The sequence below is a fragment of the Rhodococcus sp. NPDC076796 genome (assembly GCF_040702765.1).
Lineage (GTDB): Bacteria > Actinomycetota > Actinomycetes > Mycobacteriales > Mycobacteriaceae > Rhodococcoides.
In genome coordinates this window covers 421,716-440,126 of the sequence record NZ_JBFBMS010000004.1, presented here as the reverse complement: position 1 = coordinate 440,126, position 18,411 = coordinate 421,716, and the positions used below count along the sequence as shown (strand labels likewise).

General features: G+C 64.5%; 16 protein-coding genes. 7 read left to right on the top strand and 9 right to left on the bottom strand.

The window, feature by feature from the left end:
• Positions 1-7 precede the first annotated feature (7 nt).
• Positions 8-955 carry a GGDEF domain-containing protein gene (locus AB0366_RS16090; RefSeq protein WP_128644753.1) on the top strand — a complete coding sequence of 316 codons (948 nt, stop codon included), beginning with the start codon at positions 8-10 and terminating at the stop codon, positions 953-955.
• Here AB0366_RS16090 and AB0366_RS16085 read toward each other — a convergent pair whose 3' ends face one another.
• Entirely contained in the window at positions 956-1,504 is a 549-nt protein-coding gene (locus AB0366_RS16085) for a TetR/AcrR family transcriptional regulator (RefSeq protein ID WP_366244797.1), read from the bottom strand.
• 82 nt (positions 1,505-1,586) lie between these two features.
• Here AB0366_RS16085 and AB0366_RS16080 point away from each other — a divergent pair, with 82 nt between their 5' ends.
• A complete protein-coding gene (locus AB0366_RS16080) occupies positions 1,587-2,513 on the top strand; it encodes an alpha/beta hydrolase (RefSeq protein ID WP_366244796.1) in 927 nt (308 codons plus the stop codon).
• Here the strand turns inward: AB0366_RS16080 and AB0366_RS16075 are convergent.
• The 4 genes from AB0366_RS16075 to AB0366_RS16060 form a co-directional block, all read right to left on the bottom strand.
• Complete coding sequence (locus AB0366_RS16075) at positions 2,510-3,175, bottom strand: TetR/AcrR family transcriptional regulator (RefSeq protein ID WP_366244795.1); 666 nt, start codon at positions 3,173-3,175, stop codon at positions 2,510-2,512. The two genes, AB0366_RS16080 and AB0366_RS16075, sit on opposite strands and share 4 nt — an antisense overlap.
• Positions 3,172-4,017, bottom strand: coding sequence for an SDR family NAD(P)-dependent oxidoreductase (locus tag AB0366_RS16070; RefSeq protein ID WP_366244794.1), 846 nt, complete (start codon positions 4,015-4,017; stop codon positions 3,172-3,174). Before AB0366_RS16070 ends, AB0366_RS16075 begins: the two co-directional genes overlap by 4 nt.
• Positions 4,014-5,504, bottom strand: a complete 1,491-nt coding sequence (locus AB0366_RS16065) for an NAD(P)/FAD-dependent oxidoreductase (RefSeq protein ID WP_366244793.1) — start codon at positions 5,502-5,504, stop codon at positions 4,014-4,016. The genes AB0366_RS16070 and AB0366_RS16065 overlap by 4 nt, the downstream gene beginning before the upstream one ends.
• Before the next feature lie 105 nt (positions 5,505-5,609).
• Positions 5,610-7,100, bottom strand: coding sequence for a SulP family inorganic anion transporter (locus AB0366_RS16060; protein WP_366244792.1), 1,491 nt, complete (start codon positions 7,098-7,100; stop codon positions 5,610-5,612).
• A gap of 340 nt (positions 7,101-7,440) precedes the next feature.
• On the opposite strand from AB0366_RS16060, the gene AB0366_RS16055 reads away from it, so the two are divergent.
• Positions 7,441-9,066, top strand: coding sequence for a ribonuclease J (locus AB0366_RS16055; RefSeq protein WP_128644760.1), 1,626 nt, complete (start codon positions 7,441-7,443; stop codon positions 9,064-9,066).
• A gap of 213 nt (positions 9,067-9,279) precedes the next feature.
• Complete coding sequence (locus AB0366_RS16050; protein ID WP_366244791.1) at positions 9,280-10,536, top strand: lipase family protein; 1,257 nt, start codon at positions 9,280-9,282, stop codon at positions 10,534-10,536.
• A gap of 8 nt (positions 10,537-10,544) precedes the next feature.
• Here AB0366_RS16050 and AB0366_RS16045 read toward each other — a convergent pair whose 3' ends face one another.
• Together AB0366_RS16045 and AB0366_RS16040 are read right to left on the bottom strand one after the other, a co-directional pair.
• A complete protein-coding gene (locus AB0366_RS16045; protein WP_366244790.1) occupies positions 10,545-10,952 on the bottom strand; it encodes a MerR family transcriptional regulator in 408 nt (135 codons plus the stop codon).
• Between the two features lie 34 nt (positions 10,953-10,986).
• Positions 10,987-12,495 carry a SulP family inorganic anion transporter gene (locus AB0366_RS16040; RefSeq protein WP_366244789.1) on the bottom strand — a complete coding sequence of 503 codons (1,509 nt, stop codon included), beginning with the start codon at positions 12,493-12,495 and terminating at the stop codon, positions 10,987-10,989.
• Positions 12,496-12,647: 152 nt separating this feature from the next.
• Here AB0366_RS16040 and AB0366_RS16035 point away from each other — a divergent pair, with 152 nt between their 5' ends.
• The 3 genes from AB0366_RS16035 (at position 12,648) to AB0366_RS16025 (ending at position 15,115) form a co-directional block, all read left to right on the top strand.
• Positions 12,648-13,541, top strand: a complete 894-nt coding sequence (locus tag AB0366_RS16035; protein WP_366244788.1) for a LysR substrate-binding domain-containing protein — start codon at positions 12,648-12,650, stop codon at positions 13,539-13,541.
• Between the two features lie 184 nt (positions 13,542-13,725).
• On the top strand, positions 13,726-13,902 hold the full coding sequence (locus AB0366_RS16030) for a hypothetical protein (protein ID WP_366244787.1): 177 nt from the start codon (positions 13,726-13,728) through the stop codon (positions 13,900-13,902).
• Positions 13,903-14,041: 139 nt separating this feature from the next.
• Positions 14,042-15,115 carry an SDR family oxidoreductase gene (locus AB0366_RS16025; protein ID WP_366244786.1) on the top strand — a complete coding sequence of 358 codons (1,074 nt, stop codon included), beginning with the start codon at positions 14,042-14,044 and terminating at the stop codon, positions 15,113-15,115.
• 53 nt (positions 15,116-15,168) lie between these two features.
• On the opposite strand, the gene AB0366_RS16020 is transcribed toward AB0366_RS16025, so the two are convergent.
• Together AB0366_RS16020 and AB0366_RS16015 are read right to left on the bottom strand one after the other, a co-directional pair.
• Complete coding sequence (locus AB0366_RS16020; RefSeq protein ID WP_366244785.1) at positions 15,169-16,587, bottom strand: FGGY-family carbohydrate kinase; 1,419 nt, start codon at positions 16,585-16,587, stop codon at positions 15,169-15,171.
• 39 nt (positions 16,588-16,626) lie between these two features.
• Positions 16,627-18,324: a SulP family inorganic anion transporter gene (locus AB0366_RS16015; RefSeq protein ID WP_366244784.1), complete on the bottom strand. Its 1,698-nt coding sequence runs from the start codon at positions 18,322-18,324 to the stop codon at positions 16,627-16,629.
• Positions 18,325-18,411: the final 87 nt, after the last annotated feature.

Genomic DNA, 18,411 nt, shown 5'->3' with positions numbered 1-18,411 from the left:
CGATTTCGTGAACAGCGGCTGGCAGTATTCCCCGGCGTCGGTGGCCCGAACGTCCGGGGTCAATTGCCTCGTCAGTGGACTGGTAGGTGTCGTCACCGTGCTCGGGGCGTCGACGCGGGCCCAGCCGGTCCTGGCCCTGCTGGGCGTGCTGTGGTGCGGAATAGGCGTCTACATGATCGCTGGAGCACCTGTTCTCTCCCGTCGTCTGTATCTGACGATGCACCTGTCGGGCCTGACGAGTATCGCATTGTTCTGTACTGCTGCGGGCGACGAGGTTGCAGCGCTGTCCGGGATTTTCCTCCAGCTACTGTTGGTGACGCCGGCATTCATCGTCCTGCCCAACCGTATCGCCTGGCGTACAACGGTTCTCAATGCAAGCTACATTGCGTACCTGGGGCTCGCTGTGGGAGACCTGCACCCAGTTCTGGTGATCAACGCCGAGCTCGTGCTGGTCGCGGTCGCCATTTCCGCTGCGTGGGTGCAGAGCGTGGCATCGACCTCCGAGATCGACGATCTCACCCGACTGGCGAATCGGCGAAGCCTCACTCGCGAGTTGGACGCGCGGCCGGGAACGGTGACGAGCGGAAAGATCGACGCCATCGCGGTGGTGGACATCGATCGGTTCAAGGTGATCAACGACGACTTCGGGCACGCAGCCGGCGACCACGCGCTCGAAGTCGTCTCGGCTGCACTTCGTCGATGCCTACCGCCGAGATATCTGTTGAGCCGCTCCGGCGGCGACGAGTTCACCGTGTTGTGCACGTCCGGCACGGTCGCGGAGCTGAGCGACGCCGTCGACCGCGTTCGGGCCGAGCTTCCGCCGGACCTGACGATCTCGGTGGGCGTGGCGGGAAGGCAGGGCACCGAGGCCGCCCGCACCACACTCGGTCGGGCCGATCGAGCCCTGTACGAGTCCAAGAATCTCGGACGGAACCGCACAACCGTCCACGAGTAGTCAGCGCGAGACGCCGACCTTGCGGAACAGCAGATCGATGATGGACCGTTTCGACGCCTCGTCCTGCGGGTGCATCAGCATGGCCTCGATGACGAAGACGATCATTCGGGTCGACGGTTCGATATCGGCATCGTCCACGCCTTCGCTGCGTAGCTCGACGGCGATCCACTGTTCCCACAAGGCGTGAAAATCGTTGTGCCATTTGTCGATGCACGCCGATGCGGACGTGCGGGCGTGGACCGTGTCGACCAGCCGGTGATACCTCTCGAGCTCTTCGACCACCCAGAGGACCTGCTCGTTCACCGGATGCCCCGCGAGAGCACCGAATCGACCGAGAGCCTCGGTGTGAATGTCGTCGAGCACCCCGACGAGTAACTCGTCCTTGTCGCCGAAATACCAGTAGATCGTATTGGTGGTCACTCCGGCAGCGGTGGCGATTCGCCCCATCGGGGTGTGCTCGTAGCCGTCGTCGACGAACAACGATCGAGCGGCGTCCACGATCTCGGAGCGTTTCTCGGCTCGGTCGACGGGTCGGCGGTTGCGCGGCATTCGATCATCGTATCTTGATCGAGGTTCAAGATAATGCTATTTTCTTGAATGCCGATCAAGAATCCGACGAAGGACGACCGACATGAGCGCCGACGACCAGCCCGAATACACCCGAACCGACGAATGGTTCGAATCGGAGGGAGTCCGTTGCGCCGCAGCCGTGTACCGGCCGACCGGAGCCACCGCCGATACCCCGGCCGTGGTCATGGCCCACGGTTTCGGCACTCCACGTGTCATTCGCCTCTTCGCCTACGCGGAGATCTTCGCCCGCGCCGGTTACGCGGTTCTGGTCTTCGACTACCGCCACTTCGGTGACAGCGACGGTGAGCCGCGCCAGCTGCTCGACATCGGCAAGCAACTCGTCGACTGGCGCAACGCCGTCGCCTACGCCCGAACACTCGACGGCGTCGACTCGGATCGCATCGTCGGTTGGGGTACCTCCTTCGCCGGCGGACACGTGCTCACCCGGGCCGGCACAGGGGAGAACTTCGCCGCTGTCATCGCCCAGATCCCGCATGTGGACGGACCAGCAGCCGTGCGCGCGACCGGACTTCGGCGCACCGTCAAGCTGGCCCCGTCGGCGGTGATCGACCAGATCCGCGCGTTGCGCGGGAGATCACCCCTGTACATCGACTCGGTCGGCAACCCCGGCGATCGAGCCGTCATGACCTCACCCGACGCCGTCCCCGGCCGCGACCTCCTCCTCGCCGAATCCGGATTGACGGACGGCGACTACCCGGAAACCGTTGCAGCACGGATTCTTCTGCGTATCGGGCTGTACTCGCCGGGTCGCACGGCATCGTCCATCACGTGCCCGGTTCTGTTGCAGATCATGTCCGAGGACGTCGTCACACCGGCCTACGTCACCGTGAAGGTCGCAGCGAAGATCCCCGACGCCACCGTGCACATCCACAAGGGTGGGCACTTCGACCCCTACGTGCAGCCGCTGTTCCCGACCATCATCGAAGAACAACTCGCGTTCCTGAAAAGGGTTGTGCCGCTGAACTAGGGCTCACGACGCACCGATTGCGCTGCCAGCGGCTCGACGATACTGCCCAGCAGTGTCGCGAGGGTGGCGACGACGACTCGGCGCTCTGCAGCGTAGCCGCTGAGATACCAGGTCATGGCGGTGTGGCTGATGCCGCCGATGGCCGCGGTCGCGAGCAGATCGACATCGAGATCCGGTCCCGACGAGACGTCCCCTGCGAACGTGCGGAGGTAGGCGAGCAGCAGTGCACCGAACTCGTGCATCACCGCCAGATACGTCTGCTCGACGCGGGGGCTGACCCCGAGTACCTCCAACCACACCACTCGGGCCAGGTGCGGGTCCTCGATCACCTCGAAGAAGGAATCGAGCACCTGCACCGCGACGGCCCGGACATCACTGCGCGGATCCACCTCGGCCATCGCCTCCACGGCCGAATCATTCAGGCGGGCAATACATTCGCCGTAGACCGCGAGCAGCAGGTCCTCGGTTCCGTCGAACTGCCGATAGAAGTGACGGTCGGCGACCTTGGCCTCGCGGCACAATCCGCGAACGGTGGCAGCTCGATAGCCGACGCTGCCGAACACCCGAAGACCCGCGTCCAACAGTTGTCTGCGCCTGCGGTCGTCGCGATCAGCAGCACTCTCACCGCCGTACGCTCGACCCGAGGTCTCGACTTCGCTCATCGGTGCCGAGCGTCGAGTTCGCCTGTCAGGCGGATCAATTCGGCGTCGCGTTCCATCTTGGCGTCCAGGATCGGGTTGACGATGCCGCGCAATACGGAGATCGGTATCCACCGACCGGGTGCGGCGATGCGCGAGGCTCGGCGGCCGATCCCTCGAATTGCTGCGCGAGCCAGTTGGTCCGGCGTGATCGGACGTAGCAGCGGACCGGGAAAGGCCCGGGCGATCATGGCGGTCGCGATGTCGTCGCCGCCGAACGCCACCTCGGCGATCGGTGTCGCAACCCACCCCGGGTACAGCACTCCGGCCGTCGCCTTCGTACCAGCCAGCTCGAGACGCAGAGCTCGCCCGAGTTGTTCGACGGCTGCCTTCGATGCCGCGTACGGCGCGTTCGCCAGCCCGTTGAGGTACGCGTACGTCGAGGAGGTGAGCAACACGTATCCGCCGGATTCGACGATGTGCGGCAGGGCAGCACGAACGGTGTTCCACACGCCGACGAGATTGACGCCGATGACCCTCTCGAAGACACCGTCTTCGACGGAGCGGACCGTCGATGCCTGTGCACCGCTGGAGATTCCGGCATTCGCCATCACGATGTCGAGCGTGCCGAAGGTCTCGATCGCGGTCGCGACGGCCGCGTCCAGCTGCTCCCGCACCGTGACGTCCGCGTAGGCGATCGCCACGCGCTGGTTGCCCAGTTTCGCCGCCACGGACTCGAGGTCGGTCGATCTCATGTCGACGAGAACGATCGACGCACCGCGTCGATGCAGCGCCGACGCGACGGCGGAACCGATGCCGCCTGCCGCTCCCGTGATCAGCGCTACCTGGCCCGAATGATCCTTCACGCCGACACCTCGTCTTTCGTGATCGCATCGGTGGGCGCGAAGTGAATGTGGTGCTCCTGCGGACGAAAACGCTTGGCCCACCGACGGAAGGTGAAACTGAAACCGGGGAACATGGCCACGACGTGCCCGGACTTGGACTGATACCAGCTGTGGCAGCCGCCGTCCTTCCAGACGGTGCCTTCCATCTCGCGGTGAATCTTGTCGGTGTAGGCCTGTTCGGCATCTGCAGTGACCTCGATCGCCAGTGCCCCGCTCTGCCGGACGGCGTCGACGGCCCGCACGATGTACTCCATCTGCGCCTCGATCAGGAAGATCGCGGAGGTGTGCCCGATTCCGGTATTGGGTCCGGTGACGACGAAGAGGTTGGGGAATCCGGGAACTGTCGTGCCGAGGTAGGCACGTGGATAGGGATCCCAGACGTCGGACAGGGCCCGGCCGTCTCGGCCGATCACCGGGTACGAGATGACTCCGTCGGTGGCGTCGTATCCGGTGGACCACACCAGAAGGTCGACGTCGACGTGTTCGCCTGTGGTGGTGACGATTCCGGTCTCGGTGATCTCGGCGATGCCGTCGTTCTTGTCGTGCAGGGTGACGTTCGATTTCCCCAGCGCGGGATACAACGTGTTGGACAGCAGTACCCGCTTGCACCCGATGGTGTAGTCCGGGGTGACCTTGGCTCGAAGCTCGGGATCCGAGACCTGAGACCGGATGTGCTTCACCGCAGTTCGCTGCGCCACGGCCTTCAGCATCGTCCGTGAATACTTGAACCCGATGATGCGGGTCTCGAGGGTCCAGTAGATGCCGGCGCGAACCGCCCTGCGAATCGGTTCGATACGCAGCAGCTTTCGCTGGAGCGCCGTGAATTCGCGATCGTGGCGCGGCATCACCCAGTGCGGGGTGCGCTGAAAGACGTGCAGTTGCTCCACATCGGGTTGGATCGCGGGGATCACCTGTGCGGCGCTGGCACCGCTGCCGACGATCGCCACCCTCTTGCCGGCATGGTCGTACGCGGTGTCCCAGTCGTTGGTGTGAAACTGCTTGCCGCGAAATGTCTCTCGCCCCGGAAACGGCGGAATTACCGGCGTGCTGAGCGGGCCCGACGCATTCACGACGAACGTGGCGGCGTAGTCACCGCGTGAGGTGGAGATCAGCCAGTGATCTCCCACCCATTCGATCTTCCGGACGTCGGTGTCGACATGCGTTCGAGCAGGCAGACCGTTCGATTCGAGCACATGGTCGGTGTACCGCTCGAGCTCCTCGCGTTCGGCGAACATGCGCGACCATTCGAACGGTTCCGACGCGATCGAGTACAGCGGACTCTGCACGTCGACGGCTGCGCCCGGGTATCGGTTCTGCTTCCATGTGCCACCGAGGAAGGGACGCCTCTCGAGGATGACGAAGTCGTCGATCCCTCGATCGAGCAGTGCTTTGGCTGCGCATTGGCCACCGAAACCGCTGCCGATGATCACCACATTGTGTACATGCATCCTGTTGGACCCCTCCCACGAGCGCGGCATCCGATGACGCGCGTCATCACTTTAAAGTGATGACGCGCGATTCCGCAATGAAATCGGCTGATCGGCGAGCGCTGGTCAGTGACCGCCCGACAGCTGCCCGGTCAGCCGAACATGTCGCTGCGCAGAGGCGGCGTCGAGACCGACGATCACTGCTCGCTTGCCCTTCGCCTCGTACTTCGTGGTGATGGCATCGAGCGTGGCGACCGTGGACGCATCCCAGACATGGGCACCGCTGAGGTCGATGACGATGTTCTTCGGATCTCCCGCGTAGTCGAACTGATAGACCAGATCGTTGCTCGACGCGAAGAACAGCTCCCCCTTCACTGCGTAGATGCGAGTGTCCTCGTTCGGATGCGCTACGTCGACGACCTCGGTCAGGTGCGCCACCCGCCGAGCGAACAGCACCATCGCGGTGACCACGCCGACGACGACGCCGTACGCGAGGTTGTGGGTGGCGACGGTGACGACCACGGTTGCCAGCATGACTGCCGTTTCGCTCTTGGGCATGCGCCGCAACGTCTTCGGGCTGATGCTGTGCCAATCCATCGTGCCGATCGCAACCATGATCATCACGGCGGCGAGTGCGGCCATCGGGATCAGTGCCACGACGTCGCCCAGTCCGACCACGAGTATCAACAGGAACACCCCGGCGAGGAACGTGGAAATGCGCGTCCGGGCACCCGAGGCCTTGACGTTGATCATCGTCTGGCCGACCATCGCGCACCCGCCCATGCCGCCGAAGAAGCCGGTGATGACGTTCGCTGCGCCCTGACCCCAACTCTCCCGGGTCTTGTTCGAGTGAGTGTCGGTGACGTCGTCGACGAGTTTTGCCGTCAGCAGCGATTCGAGCAGTCCGACGATGGCCATGGCGAGGGCGTACGGAGCGATGATGCTCAGCGTCTCGAGGTTCAGCGAGACGTCGGGGATCAGCAGCGCGGGCAGGCTCGACGGCAGTTCGCCCTCATCGCCGACGTCGGGGACGTTCAGCGTGAAGACCACTGTGGCAACGGTCAGTAGCACGATGGCGACGAGCGGTGCGGGCACGACCGACGTGATCCTGGGGAGCAGGAACATGATCAGCAGACCGACGGCCACCAGCGGGTAGACCAGCCACGGCACGCCTATCAACGCAGGAAACTGGGAGGTGAAGATGAGAATGGCGAGCGCATTGACGAAGCCGACCATGACGCTACGTGGGATGAAGCGCATCAACCTGGCGACGCCTAGGACCCCGAAGATCACTTGGAAAACGCCGGCGAGGATGACGGTGGCGATGAAGTAGTCAAGACCGTACTGCTTCGCGACCGGGGCGATGACCAGGGCGATGGCACCGGTGCCGGCCGAGATCATCGCGGGGCGACCGCCCAGGAACGCAATCGACACCGCCATCGTGAAGGACGCGAACAGGCCCACGCGCGGATCGACGCCGGCAATGATCGAGAAGGCGATGGCCTCGGGAATCAGCGCCAACGCGACGACGAGGCCTGCCAGTACCTCGGTCTTCAGCATCCGCGGGGACCGCAGGGCACCCATGACGGTCGGAATCCGCTCGGCGGAGTCGGTCATATCTCTCCATTCGTGATCGATGGACGCAGACGTGCCGACGAACGGCCGCTCTCATCCATGGGGTGGACGCATCGCTGCGCCCGAAGGCTTTGTTCGTGGAGCCCGATGGGCATCTCACGCGTCCCGCACACATCGGCGGGGGAGGAACTGACTGGAAACTGATCCCTACTCTTACGCAATAGTAGAGTTGACGCAAATCAACAGTCTTCGGACCGGGGTCGACACCAGGTCGGAGGCCCCCCGTAGCGTAAGAGGTATGTCGAGATCACCACGCAACCGCAGATCAGCCGCCGCACCGAGAAAGCGATCCTCTTCCGCGCTTTCGGCAGGGCACCTTCGCGTGATCGCGACCGGCGGTCTCGGTGAGATCGGCCGGAACATGACCGTCTTCGAGTTCGACGGAAAACTGCTCATCGTCGACTGCGGCGTGCTCTTCCCCGAGGAACATCAGCCCGGTGTCGACGTCATCCTCCCCGACTGGAGTTGCATCCGAGATCGTCTCGACGACGTCGTCGCGATCGTCCTCACCCACGGACACGAGGACCACATCGGCGGTGTCCCCTATCTGCTGCGCGAACGGGGCGACATCCCCGTCATCTCGTCGCGGCTGACACTGCACTTCCTGGCTGCCAAATTCGAGGAGTTCAAGGTCTCGACAAAGCTGATCGAGGTCGAGGCGGGGCAAACCCGTCAAGAGGGCCCGTTCGAGCTCGAGTTCATTGCCGTCAACCACTCGATTCCCGACGGTCTCGCTATCGCCATTCGCACCGACGCCGGGCTGGTGCTGCACACCGGCGACTTCAAGATGGACCAGTTCCCGCTCGATGGTCGGATCACCGACCTCCGCAGCTTCGCACGCCTCGGCGAGGAAGGGCTCGATCTACTCCTGGTCGACTCGACCAATGCCGAGGTTCCCGGGTTCATGGTCTCCGAACGCGATCTGGTCCCGGCCATCGAGAAGGTGTTCCGCGAAACCTCGGGACGGGTGATCGTCTCGAGCTTCGCCAGTCACGTGCACCGCATCCAGCAGGTCCTCGACGCCGCGCATGCGCAGGGCCGCAAAGTTGCATTCGTCGGGCGATCGATGGTGCGCAACATGAAGATTGCGACCGATCTGAACTACCTCGATGTGCCCGACGGACTCGTGGTCGATCTACCGAAGCTCAACCGACTTCCGGCACACAAGATCACCTTGATCTGCACCGGATCGCAGGGCGAGCCACTGGCCGCGCTGTCGCGGATGGCGTCGGGTGAGCATCAGATCAAGGTGGGCGACGGCGACACCGTACTAATGGCCAGCAGCCTCATTCCCGGAAACGAGAATGCGATCTACCGCGTCATCAACGGCCTCGTGGACAAGGGTGCACGCGTGGTGCACAAGGGAAATGCCAAGGTGCACGTCTCCGGGCACGCGAGCGCCGGCGAGTTGGTCTACTGCTACAACATCCTCGAACCCGCGAATGTGCTTCCCGTACACGGTGAGTCGCGACACCTGCGCGCCAATGCCGATCTTGCGATCAGGACCGGCGTCCCTCGCGATCGCGTGTTGATCGCCGAGAACGGAAGCGTCATCGACCTGTTCGACGGCGTCGCGCAGATCACCGGCTCCGTCCCCATCGAGCTGATCTACGTCGACGGCAGTTCCGTCGGTGGTGTGACCGAGGATTCGCTGGCCGATCGACGCCTGCTCGCCAACGAGGGCGTCCTGACCGTCATCGCGATCGTGGACCCCGACACCGGTCTGCTCGTCGACGACGTCGACTTCATCGGGCGCGGATTCGCCCACGAGGCAAACGCTTTCGACTCACTGGCCAAGGCGATCGGCAAGACCCTCACGCGCGAGAGCGACGTCAAGGTTGCCTCTCGCGAGAACATCGAGAAGCGCATCGTGCAGGAATCGGCCCGGTGGGCCAAGCAGACCCTGGGCCGTCAGCCCCTCATCGTCCCGGTGGTCGTGGACGGCTAAAGCACGTCTTCTCAGTGGCGAGGTGGGTGACCACAAGAAAGCCGCGCGCAGAACGGCTCCTGCCCGGTACGCCAAGGCCAGCTTGTCGTACCGGGTCGCCAGTCCCCGCCCGATCCGAGCAAATTTTGCGTTCGGCCCCTGTAGATGGTTCCGGCCCCTAGAGTCGTTTGGAAAGCTCCGGTAACGATCCGGAACTTCGACCGGGGGGTCTCGATGGGGAAGTACGTGAAGTTCGGCCGTCGGTGTGCGGCGGTGGTCGCTGCGGTTTCACTGGTGGTGTCGGGCGGGCAATGGTCGGCGGGTGCCGATCCACTCGGCGATTTCCAGAATCCGCCGCGCACCGCCGAATCGATCGCCGCGACACCGCTCGACGATCCGTGGGTCGTTCCGCCGCCCGGATACGAAACAGCCGCTCCCGGAACAGTTCTACGGACCCGCAGCGTCACCGTCGGACCACTTGTCACCCCGGTCACCACCACCCAACTGCTGGTCGCCTCGACGGACGCGAAGGGCCGCCCCGCTGCCATCGTCACCAGCGTCATCGTCCCGACCGCGCCCTGGACCTCGCCCGGTCCGCGCCCTGTTGTTGCATACAACATGGCCATCGATTCGCTCGGTGCAACGTGTGAGCCATCGTGGACCATGCAACGCGGCATCGCTCCGGAAATGGCACCCGTGCAGCTGCTTCTGGCGCGGGGCTACGCCGTCGTCGTCACCGACCATCAGGGGCCACGCCATGCGTACGCCGTCGGACCGATGGCAGCGCACGCCGTACTCGACGGTCTGCGCGGCGCGGTCACGACCGCCGCGGTCGGCCTCGATCCAACTGCGCCCCTGGGTATTACGGGCTACTCGGGCGGGGCGATCGCATCGGGCTGGGCCGTGCAGGAGGCTCCGGCCTACGCCCCCGAACTGAACATCGTCGGCGCAGCGTTCGGCGGAACGCCCACCGACTTCGCGCTGCTACGTCAGTCCATGAACGGCAACGCAGCGTCGGCGGTGTTCCTCGCGGCAGCGATGGGCGTTGCGCGCGAGTACCCGGAGATGCTGTCGCTCTACAACGACGACGGGTGGCGGCTCGCACAGGCGTCGAAGGACCTGTGCATCATCGGGATTGCACCGTTCGGAGTCGTTGCTCCGATCCGCATCGAGTCACTGTCCATCACTCCCGATGCGTTCAATTCGCCGCTGGCGCTCGCGGTTGCTGATCAGAATCGATTGGGAGACAGCGGAACCCCGACGGCACCGGTGTTTCTGTATCACGGACAGCAGGAGTTCTGGATTCCGAAGGAAGGTCCCGAGGCCGTGTTCGACAAGTGGTGTTCACGCGGAGCCGACGTCCGCCTCGAGGAATACCTGGGTGAGCACAGCATCGTTGCCGGCAGCGGAGCTCCCGGTGCGTTCGCGTGGTTGGACGACCGCCTCGCGGGAATTCCGGTTGAACCCGGATGCAGTAGCTTCGGCCGCTAGAGCCGAACCTATTCGCTCCGGGCTGCTGCTCCGCGAGTCGACAACACCTCGGTGAGCTCCTCTGCGTAGGCGAGCTGCCGCCGCAACGTGCGGCAGCTGTCCTCGGCCTTGGTGTGACATTCACGAACGAAGGCCGCGGCCGACGACCTGGCGTCGTCGGTCGCGTTCTCGTCTCCGAGAACGTCGAGAGATTCCAGTAGCTGTTTCATTTCGGCCAACGTGAAGTCGAGTGGCTTCATCCGGCGAATGACGAGCAGGCGTTCGACGTCCGTCTCGGTGTAGAGCCGGAAGCCCCCGACGGTCCGAGCAGAGGGCGTGACCAGACCGACGTCGTCGTAGTGACGAACCGTGCGAATCGACAGCTCGGTTCGCTGAGCTACCTGGCCGATCTGCATGTGCATGTCGTCGTCCGTCATGTGCCACCTCTCTTCGCTCGAGCGTCCACCCTAGTCAGTGATCGGCACCCAGGTTTCCGCTGAGCCGATCGTGCCGTTCGATGGACGGCGCATTCAGACCCACGATCTCCACTGTCTTGCCCTTCGCGGCGTACTTGGTGGTGATGGCGTCCAGCGTCGCAACGGTCGATGCGTCCCAGATGTGCGACTCCGACATGTCGATGACGACGTTCTTCGGATCGCCCACATAGTCGAACTGATAGATCAGGTCGTTGCTCGACGCGAAGAACAGCTCGCCCTTCACTGCGTAGACGCGGGTGTCCTCGTCGGGATGAGCCATATCGATCACCTCGGTCAGGTGCGCAACCCGCCTGGCGAACAGCACCATCGCGGTGATCACTCCGACGAGCACGCCGTATGCGAGGTTGTGGGTGATCACGGTGACCGCCACGGTCGCGACCATCACGAGGGTTTCGCTCTTGGGCATGCGCCGCAACGTCTTCGGGTTGATGCTGTGCCAGTCGAAGGTTCCGATCGAGACCATGATCATGACGGCTACGAGCGCGGCCATCGGAATCAGCGCGACGATGTCGCCGAGACCGACCACCAGAATCAGCAGGAAGACGCCGGCGAGGAACGTCGAGATCCGAGTGCGTGCACCGGAGACCTTGACGTTGATCATGGTCTGGCCGATCATCGCGCAACCGCCCATGCCGCCGGTGAACCCGGTGACGAGGTTGGCCACACCCTGGCCCCAGCCCTCGCGGGTCTTGTTGGAATGCGAATCGGTGATGTCGTCGACGAGCTTGGCCGTCATCAGTGATTCGAGTAGACCCACCAACGCGATGGCAAGCGCAAACGGCGCGACGATCGACAACGTGTCGACGGTGAACGGCACATCCGGGATCAGGAACGACGGCAGCGAGGACGGCAATTCACCTTCGTCGCCGACATCGGGCACGGCCAGCGCGAAGACGAGTGTGACGCCGGTCAGTATCACGATCGCGATCAGTGGTGCCGGCACGATGGTGGTGAGCTTGGGCAGGAAGAACATGATGGCCAGGCCCACGGCGACCATCGGGTAGACCAACCACGGCACACCGATCAGGTACGGGATCTGCGAGGAGAAGATCAGAATCGCCAGTGCGTTGACGAACCCGACCATGACGCTGCGTGGGATGAACCGCATCAGTTTGGCGACGCCGAGGACGCTGAGCAGGACCTGCAGGATTCCGCCGAGGATCACGGCTGCGATGAGGTAATCGAGGCCGTAATCCCGTGCCAGCGGGGCTACGACCAGCGCGATGGCACCGGTCGCAGCGGATATCATCGCGGGACGGCCACCGACGATGGAGATCGTGACCGCCATCGTGAACGACGCGAACAGCCCGACGCGCGGATCCACCCCGGCGATGATCGAGAACGAAATGGCTTCCGGAATGAGCGCCAGTGCCACGACCAGGCCTGCGAGTACTTCGGTCTTGAGTCGCTTCGGTGAGCGCAACGCACCGAGCACCGAGACGTCTTCGATGGAGGTGGCAGGCACCTGGGCAGCTCGAGACACGACGGCTCCATTCGATGGGTGCAAGGGGGGACCTGCGCGGGAACTCTACTCTTACCGGAGGGAAGGTTACCAATCGTCGGGATCGGGCTCGTACGCTAGTTTTATACGCAAAGGCACGCCGAAACTCCCCGCGCGATGCAAGGAATGAATCGATGTTTTCGCTCAACAGGCTGTCCTGCTTCATCGCCGTCGCCGAGGAGCTGCACTTCGGACGCGCCGCCGAGCGGCTGCACATGACCCAGCCGCCCTTGAGCAGACAGATTCAACAGCTCGAAAGCGAAGTCGGCGTACAGCTGATCGACCGGACGAGCAGATCGGTCACCCTGACTGCGGCCGGCCTGGCCTTCCTTCCCGAGGCTCGACGCATTCTCGACCTCGCCGAGGGCGCACTACTGACTGTGCGACGAGTCCCCACCGGCGACCTGGGGACCGTGGTCGTCGGATTCACCGGCGCATCGGCCCATGCAGTGCTGCCGCAGTTGCTCGACGCCGCACGCGCGAAGCTCCCGGATGTGAAACTCGTTCTGCGCGAGATGGTCTCGGCCGTGCAGATGGAGTCATTGGCCGTCGGCGATCTCGATCTCGCTCTGGCCAGGCCGCCGCTCAAGCGACCGGGCATCGCATCGCGGCCGGTGCTGCACGAGTCGTTGATTGCAGCCATGCCCCATGACCACCCTCTTGCCGAGAAGGACGAACTGTCGGTGGAGGACTTCGACGAGCAGCCGACCATCATGTACTCGCCCGTCGATGCCCGATACTTCCACGAGCTGCTCATCAGCACCTTCACCATCGTCGGCGTCTCCCCGCGCTACGTGCAGTACGTGACCCAGGTTCACACGATGCTGGTGCTCGTTCGCTCCGGGATCGGACTGGCATTGGTACCGGAGTCCGCGTCGACCATGCGTCCGAAAGGTGTTGTGTTCCGGCCGGTTCGGACCGTGAGGGAACGACCCGTGGAACTCGACGCCGCCTGGCGGGTGGACAACGACAACCCGGCACTGCACCGTTTCATGTCCGATGTTCTACCGACGCGTGAGTGGTCGTGACGCGACGCTGATCGAGCTGTACGCCTCGAAGGCCCACCCCATGGTTGGTGGCGGCGACGCCGTTCCCGGCCAACGATCACGCGTGGTACTGATGGCGGACAATCGTTACCTACCCTTATGATTTACCCGTACGCCTGGAAGATCGCCGGCGCTGTCGCATCCATTTCCGACCCGGGAGGATCACGTGCATACCGTTTTCTGGACACCGCGTTTCGCTGCTGTGTACTTTCTCGCGGCGCTCGCGACGTTCGTTTTGTTCACTGCGATCGGCTCGAACATGGCGATAGTCGCACCACTGATCCTGACCCTGATCGGACTGGGCATCGCCGTGTTGATTCGACACGGCAAGACCCGTCGATGAAGCGTTGACGAAAGCCCACCCCTCGATCGCGGTCCGACAGGCACCCAACGCGGCAATCCCAGCGGCGATTGTCAGGACATCGACGCTCTCTGCGAGACGCGTCACGTGTTGCATCGGCTCCAGTGGGTAGTCGGGTCGAATGACTACGAACAACACGCGCGCGCTGATCGTCGGTGCCACCGGTATTTCCGGGCAGGCCCTGTGCCGCGCCGCACTCGATGCAGGCTGGACCACCTACGGACTGAGTCGCAGCGGAAGTGTCCCCGTCGACGGCGTCATCCCCGTGGCCGCGGATCTGCTCGACGTGAACTCGCTCGAGAAGGCTCTGAACGACGTCCGCCCCGAGGTCGTGTTCTTCACCGCCTGGATGAAGAAGGACTCGGAGCAGGAGAACATCGAGGTCAACTCGGCGACCCTGCGCAACGTGCTGAACGTGCTCGGCCCCCTCGACTCGGTGAAGCACGTCGCGCTGATGACCGGACTCAAGCACTACCTCGGGCCGTTCGATGCCTACGGCGAGGCAGTGATGGCCGAGACGCCGTTCCACGAAACCGAGGATCGCCTCGACACCCCCAACTTCTACTACGCGCAGGAAGACGAACTGTTCGCCGGCGCCGAGAAGTTCGGCTTCGGCTGGAGCGTGCACCGCGCGCACACCATCTCCGGCTTCGCGGTCGGCAACGCAATGAACATGATGCTGACGCTGTCCGTGTACGCGTCGATCTGCAAGGAACTCGGCGAGAAGTTCGTCTTCCCCGGCTCCGAGATGCAGTGGAACGGGCTCACCGACCTCACCGACGCCGACCTGCTCGCCGAGCAGATGGTCTGGGCGGCAACCGACGACAACGCACACAACGAGGCCTTCAACATCGCCAACGGTGACGTCTTCCGCTGGCGCTGGCTGTGGCCGCAGTTCGCGGCGCACTTCGGCGTCGAGCCCGAGGGATTCGACACCGAACCGCGTCCCCTCGAACCCCGCATGTCCGACGCGGCCGCCGCGTGGAAGCGAATCGCCGAGAAGCACGATCTGGTCGAAAGCGACGTCTCACGCCTGGCGTCGTGGTGGCACACCGACGGTGACCTCGGCCGCGACATGGAATGCCTGACCGACATGAACAAGTCGAAGAAGGCCGGCTTCCTCGGCTTCCGATCCACTCCGGATGCCATCGCCTCGGTGATTCAGCGCTACCGAGACGCGCGCCTGATTCCCTGAGAGCGGCTGCGCCGCATGTGAGCAGAACTTCGTAGTGGGCTACGAAGTTTCGCTCACATGGGGGAGGCGCCCTCGGTCAGATCCCGCACCTCGGCGTAGCGTTCCCGCACCGCCGGGGTCGGGTCTGCCTCGTACGTCTGCGACGGTGCCTGTGCCCAGGTCGGCGGCTCACTGGTGCCGGCCAAGGTCCACGCGGCCTGACGCGCGGCACCGTCGGCGACATATTCACCCGGCTCGGGCACGATCACCGGCACTCCGAGAATCGCCGGAGCCAATGCGCGCAACGCTGCGGATTTCGCGCCGCCGCCGATGAGCAGCACCCGTTTCGTCTCCACACCCTGTGCACGCAGGTGATCGATGCCGTCGGCCAAGCCGCACAGCAGACCCTCGATTGCCGCGCGGGCCAGGTGACCCGGCGTCGAATTGTTCAGTCGCAGGCCGTGAATCGCGCCGGATGCATCGGGACGGTTGGGGGTGCGCTCACCCTCGAGGTACGGCACCAACACCAATCCCTCGCTGGTCGTCGACAGCGCCAATCGAGACAGTTCGTCATGGTCGACGCCCAGTAGACGCGCCGCCGCATCGAGCACCCGGGCAGCGTTGAGGGTGCACACCAACGGCAACTGCCTGCCGGTGGCGTCGGCGAATCCGGCGACCAGGCCCGAACCATCGTTTGCTGCAACCGATGTCACGGCCGATACGACACCGGAGGTGCCCACCGAGACCACCACGTCACCGGGCTGGGCATCGAGGGCCAGGGCCGCGGCGGCGTTGTCGCCGGTCCCCGGTCCGATCAGTCCACCGCTGCGCAATCGGCCGATGGCCTCGTTCGGCGCGGCGACCCGCGGAAGCTGCGGGTTGCGCCCCCGAAAACCGAACTGCAACAAGTCGGTTCGATATTCGTTCGAGGCAGCAGAGAAGTATCCGGTGCCGCTGGCGTCGCCCCGATCGGTGGCCAGCGAATCCAGTCCGGCTGCGTCGCCGAGCTGCCAGCTGAGCCAATCGTGCGGAAGACATACGGCCGCAGTGCGATCGGCGTTCTCTGACTCGTGGTCGGCGAGCCATCGCAACTTGGCGACGGTGATCGAAGCAAGCGGAACCACTCCGACAGCGTCGGCCCAGGCCTGCCCGCCGTCGACGCCGGTGTTCTTCCCCAACTCGGACACAAGGTCCGTCGCGGCCTGCGCCGACCGAGTGTCGTTCCACAGCAGGGCTTTACGAACCACTGATCCTGCGTCGTCGAGGCACACCATGCCGTGCTGCTGCGCACCGACCGAGACCGCGTCCACGTCGTCGAGTCCGCCTGCTGCTGCCACCGCCTCGTCGAGCGCGTCCTTCCAGCGCTGCGGGTCGATCTCGGTGCCGTCGGGATGAGCAGCCCGCCCCTGGCGCACCAGCTCTCCCGATTCGGCGTCACGAACGAATACTTTGCACGATTGGGTGGAGGAGTCGATTCCTGCAACGAGAGCCACGATGAGCCGGTCCTTTCCTACGCAAGTGTGACTTGGACCCTACCCGCGGGGTTCGGCTGCCTCGGTCACGACGGTGCGTGCGTAGGCGATGGCCTGCGGCGTGGTCTCGAAAACACGGCGCGCCTCGTCGTCCTTGGTGGTGAACACACCCAACGCCGTCAGCGGCCGCAGGTGTTCGGGTTTGGCCGCAGAGATGAGGACGGTGATATGGCGGTGTTCGAGTGCGGTGATCGTGTCCTTGAGGACGATGGCTCCGGTGGCGTCGATCGTGGTCACTCGCGACATGCGCAGGATCACCACTTTCACATCCGACACGTCGGCGAGCTCGAGCAGAAAGCTGTGCGCGGCTCCGAAGAACAACGCTCCGTCGATTCGGTAGGCGACGATGTGCTCGCGCAGCAAGCCTTCTTCTTCCGTCGAGACCGCGTCAAGTGCGTCCAGTGGAACCTGCTCGACCCTGGCGGATCGCGCGACAGCCCGCAGGGCCAGCATCGCAGCGAACCCGACGCCGACCGCCACCGCCGTCACCAGATCGAAGACGACCGTGACGAGGAAGGTCGCCACCATCACCACGGCGTCGCCGCGGCCCGCACGAGTGATCGCTCGAATCGACGCGGTTTCGACCATGCGTACCGTCGTCGCCAGGAGCACCCCGGCCAGCGCCGCGAGTGGAATGTCGGCTACCAAGCCCGCGGCGGAGTACATGATGGCGGCGAGGATCACGGCATGGGTGAGCGCTGCAAGCCTCGTCCGCGCCCCTGATCGAACGTTGACGGCAGTGCGGGCGATGGCACCGGTGGCCGGGATCCCGCCGAACAACGGAGCGGCTATGTTCGCCAGCCCTTGCCCGAACAGTTCACGGTCGGGGTTGTGCCGCGCGCCGACGCCCATCGAGTCCGCTGCGGTCGCGGACAGCAGCGACTCCAGGGCCGCCAGCGCAGCGACGGCGAACGCCGGTGCCAACAACGCCGTCACGTCACCGAGGTGGAAGAAGCTCAGGCTCGGAGCGGACAGCGACGACGGAATTGTGCCGATGCGGGCGATGTCGAGGTCGAACACTTGGGTGACCACCGTCGCTCCGGCGACAGCGACCAGCGAGAACGGGATTTTCGGAGCCAGGCGGCCGCCGACGAGCATGACGATCGCGACGGTGACGGCCACGGTGGGCGTCAGGATGCTCGCGTTCGAGACGAACGAGCGGACCGCGTCGAACGCGGATTGCCACACCTTCTCACCCTCGGCGTCGGTGACGCCCAGGGCCGACGGAACCTGTTGTAGCGCAATGACGACGGCGATGCCGGCGGTGAACCCTTCGATGACGGGTGCCGGCATGTACCGGACGGCTCGACCGACTCCGGCAGCGGCGAGCGCGAGCAGGATGACCCCGGCCATCAGCCCGACGGCGAGTACGCCGGTCGGCCCGTATTCGGCAACGATCGGCACGAGCACCACCGTCATGGCACCGGTCGGGCCGGACACCTGGAACCGTGACCCACCGAATACCGCGGCGACGACGCCGGCAATGATCGCCGTGGTCAGGCCGGCCGCGGCACCCAGCCCGGTGCTGACACCGAAGCCGAGCGCCAGGGGCAATGCGACGAGGGCCACGATCAGACCGGCCAGCAGATCCGCACCCGGCGCACGGAAGGCGGGTTTCCACTCGCTCCATCTGGGCAGGAGCGCTGTCACAGCCCTCGAGGCGTCGGTCTTACGGGTGGGTTTCGTCGGTTCGGACATGTGACGCTCTCTGAGAACTCATCGATCCTGATCCAGTTGATTGCTAAGTTTAGCAAGTAATGAATCAGGTGAACACCGACGTGAGCC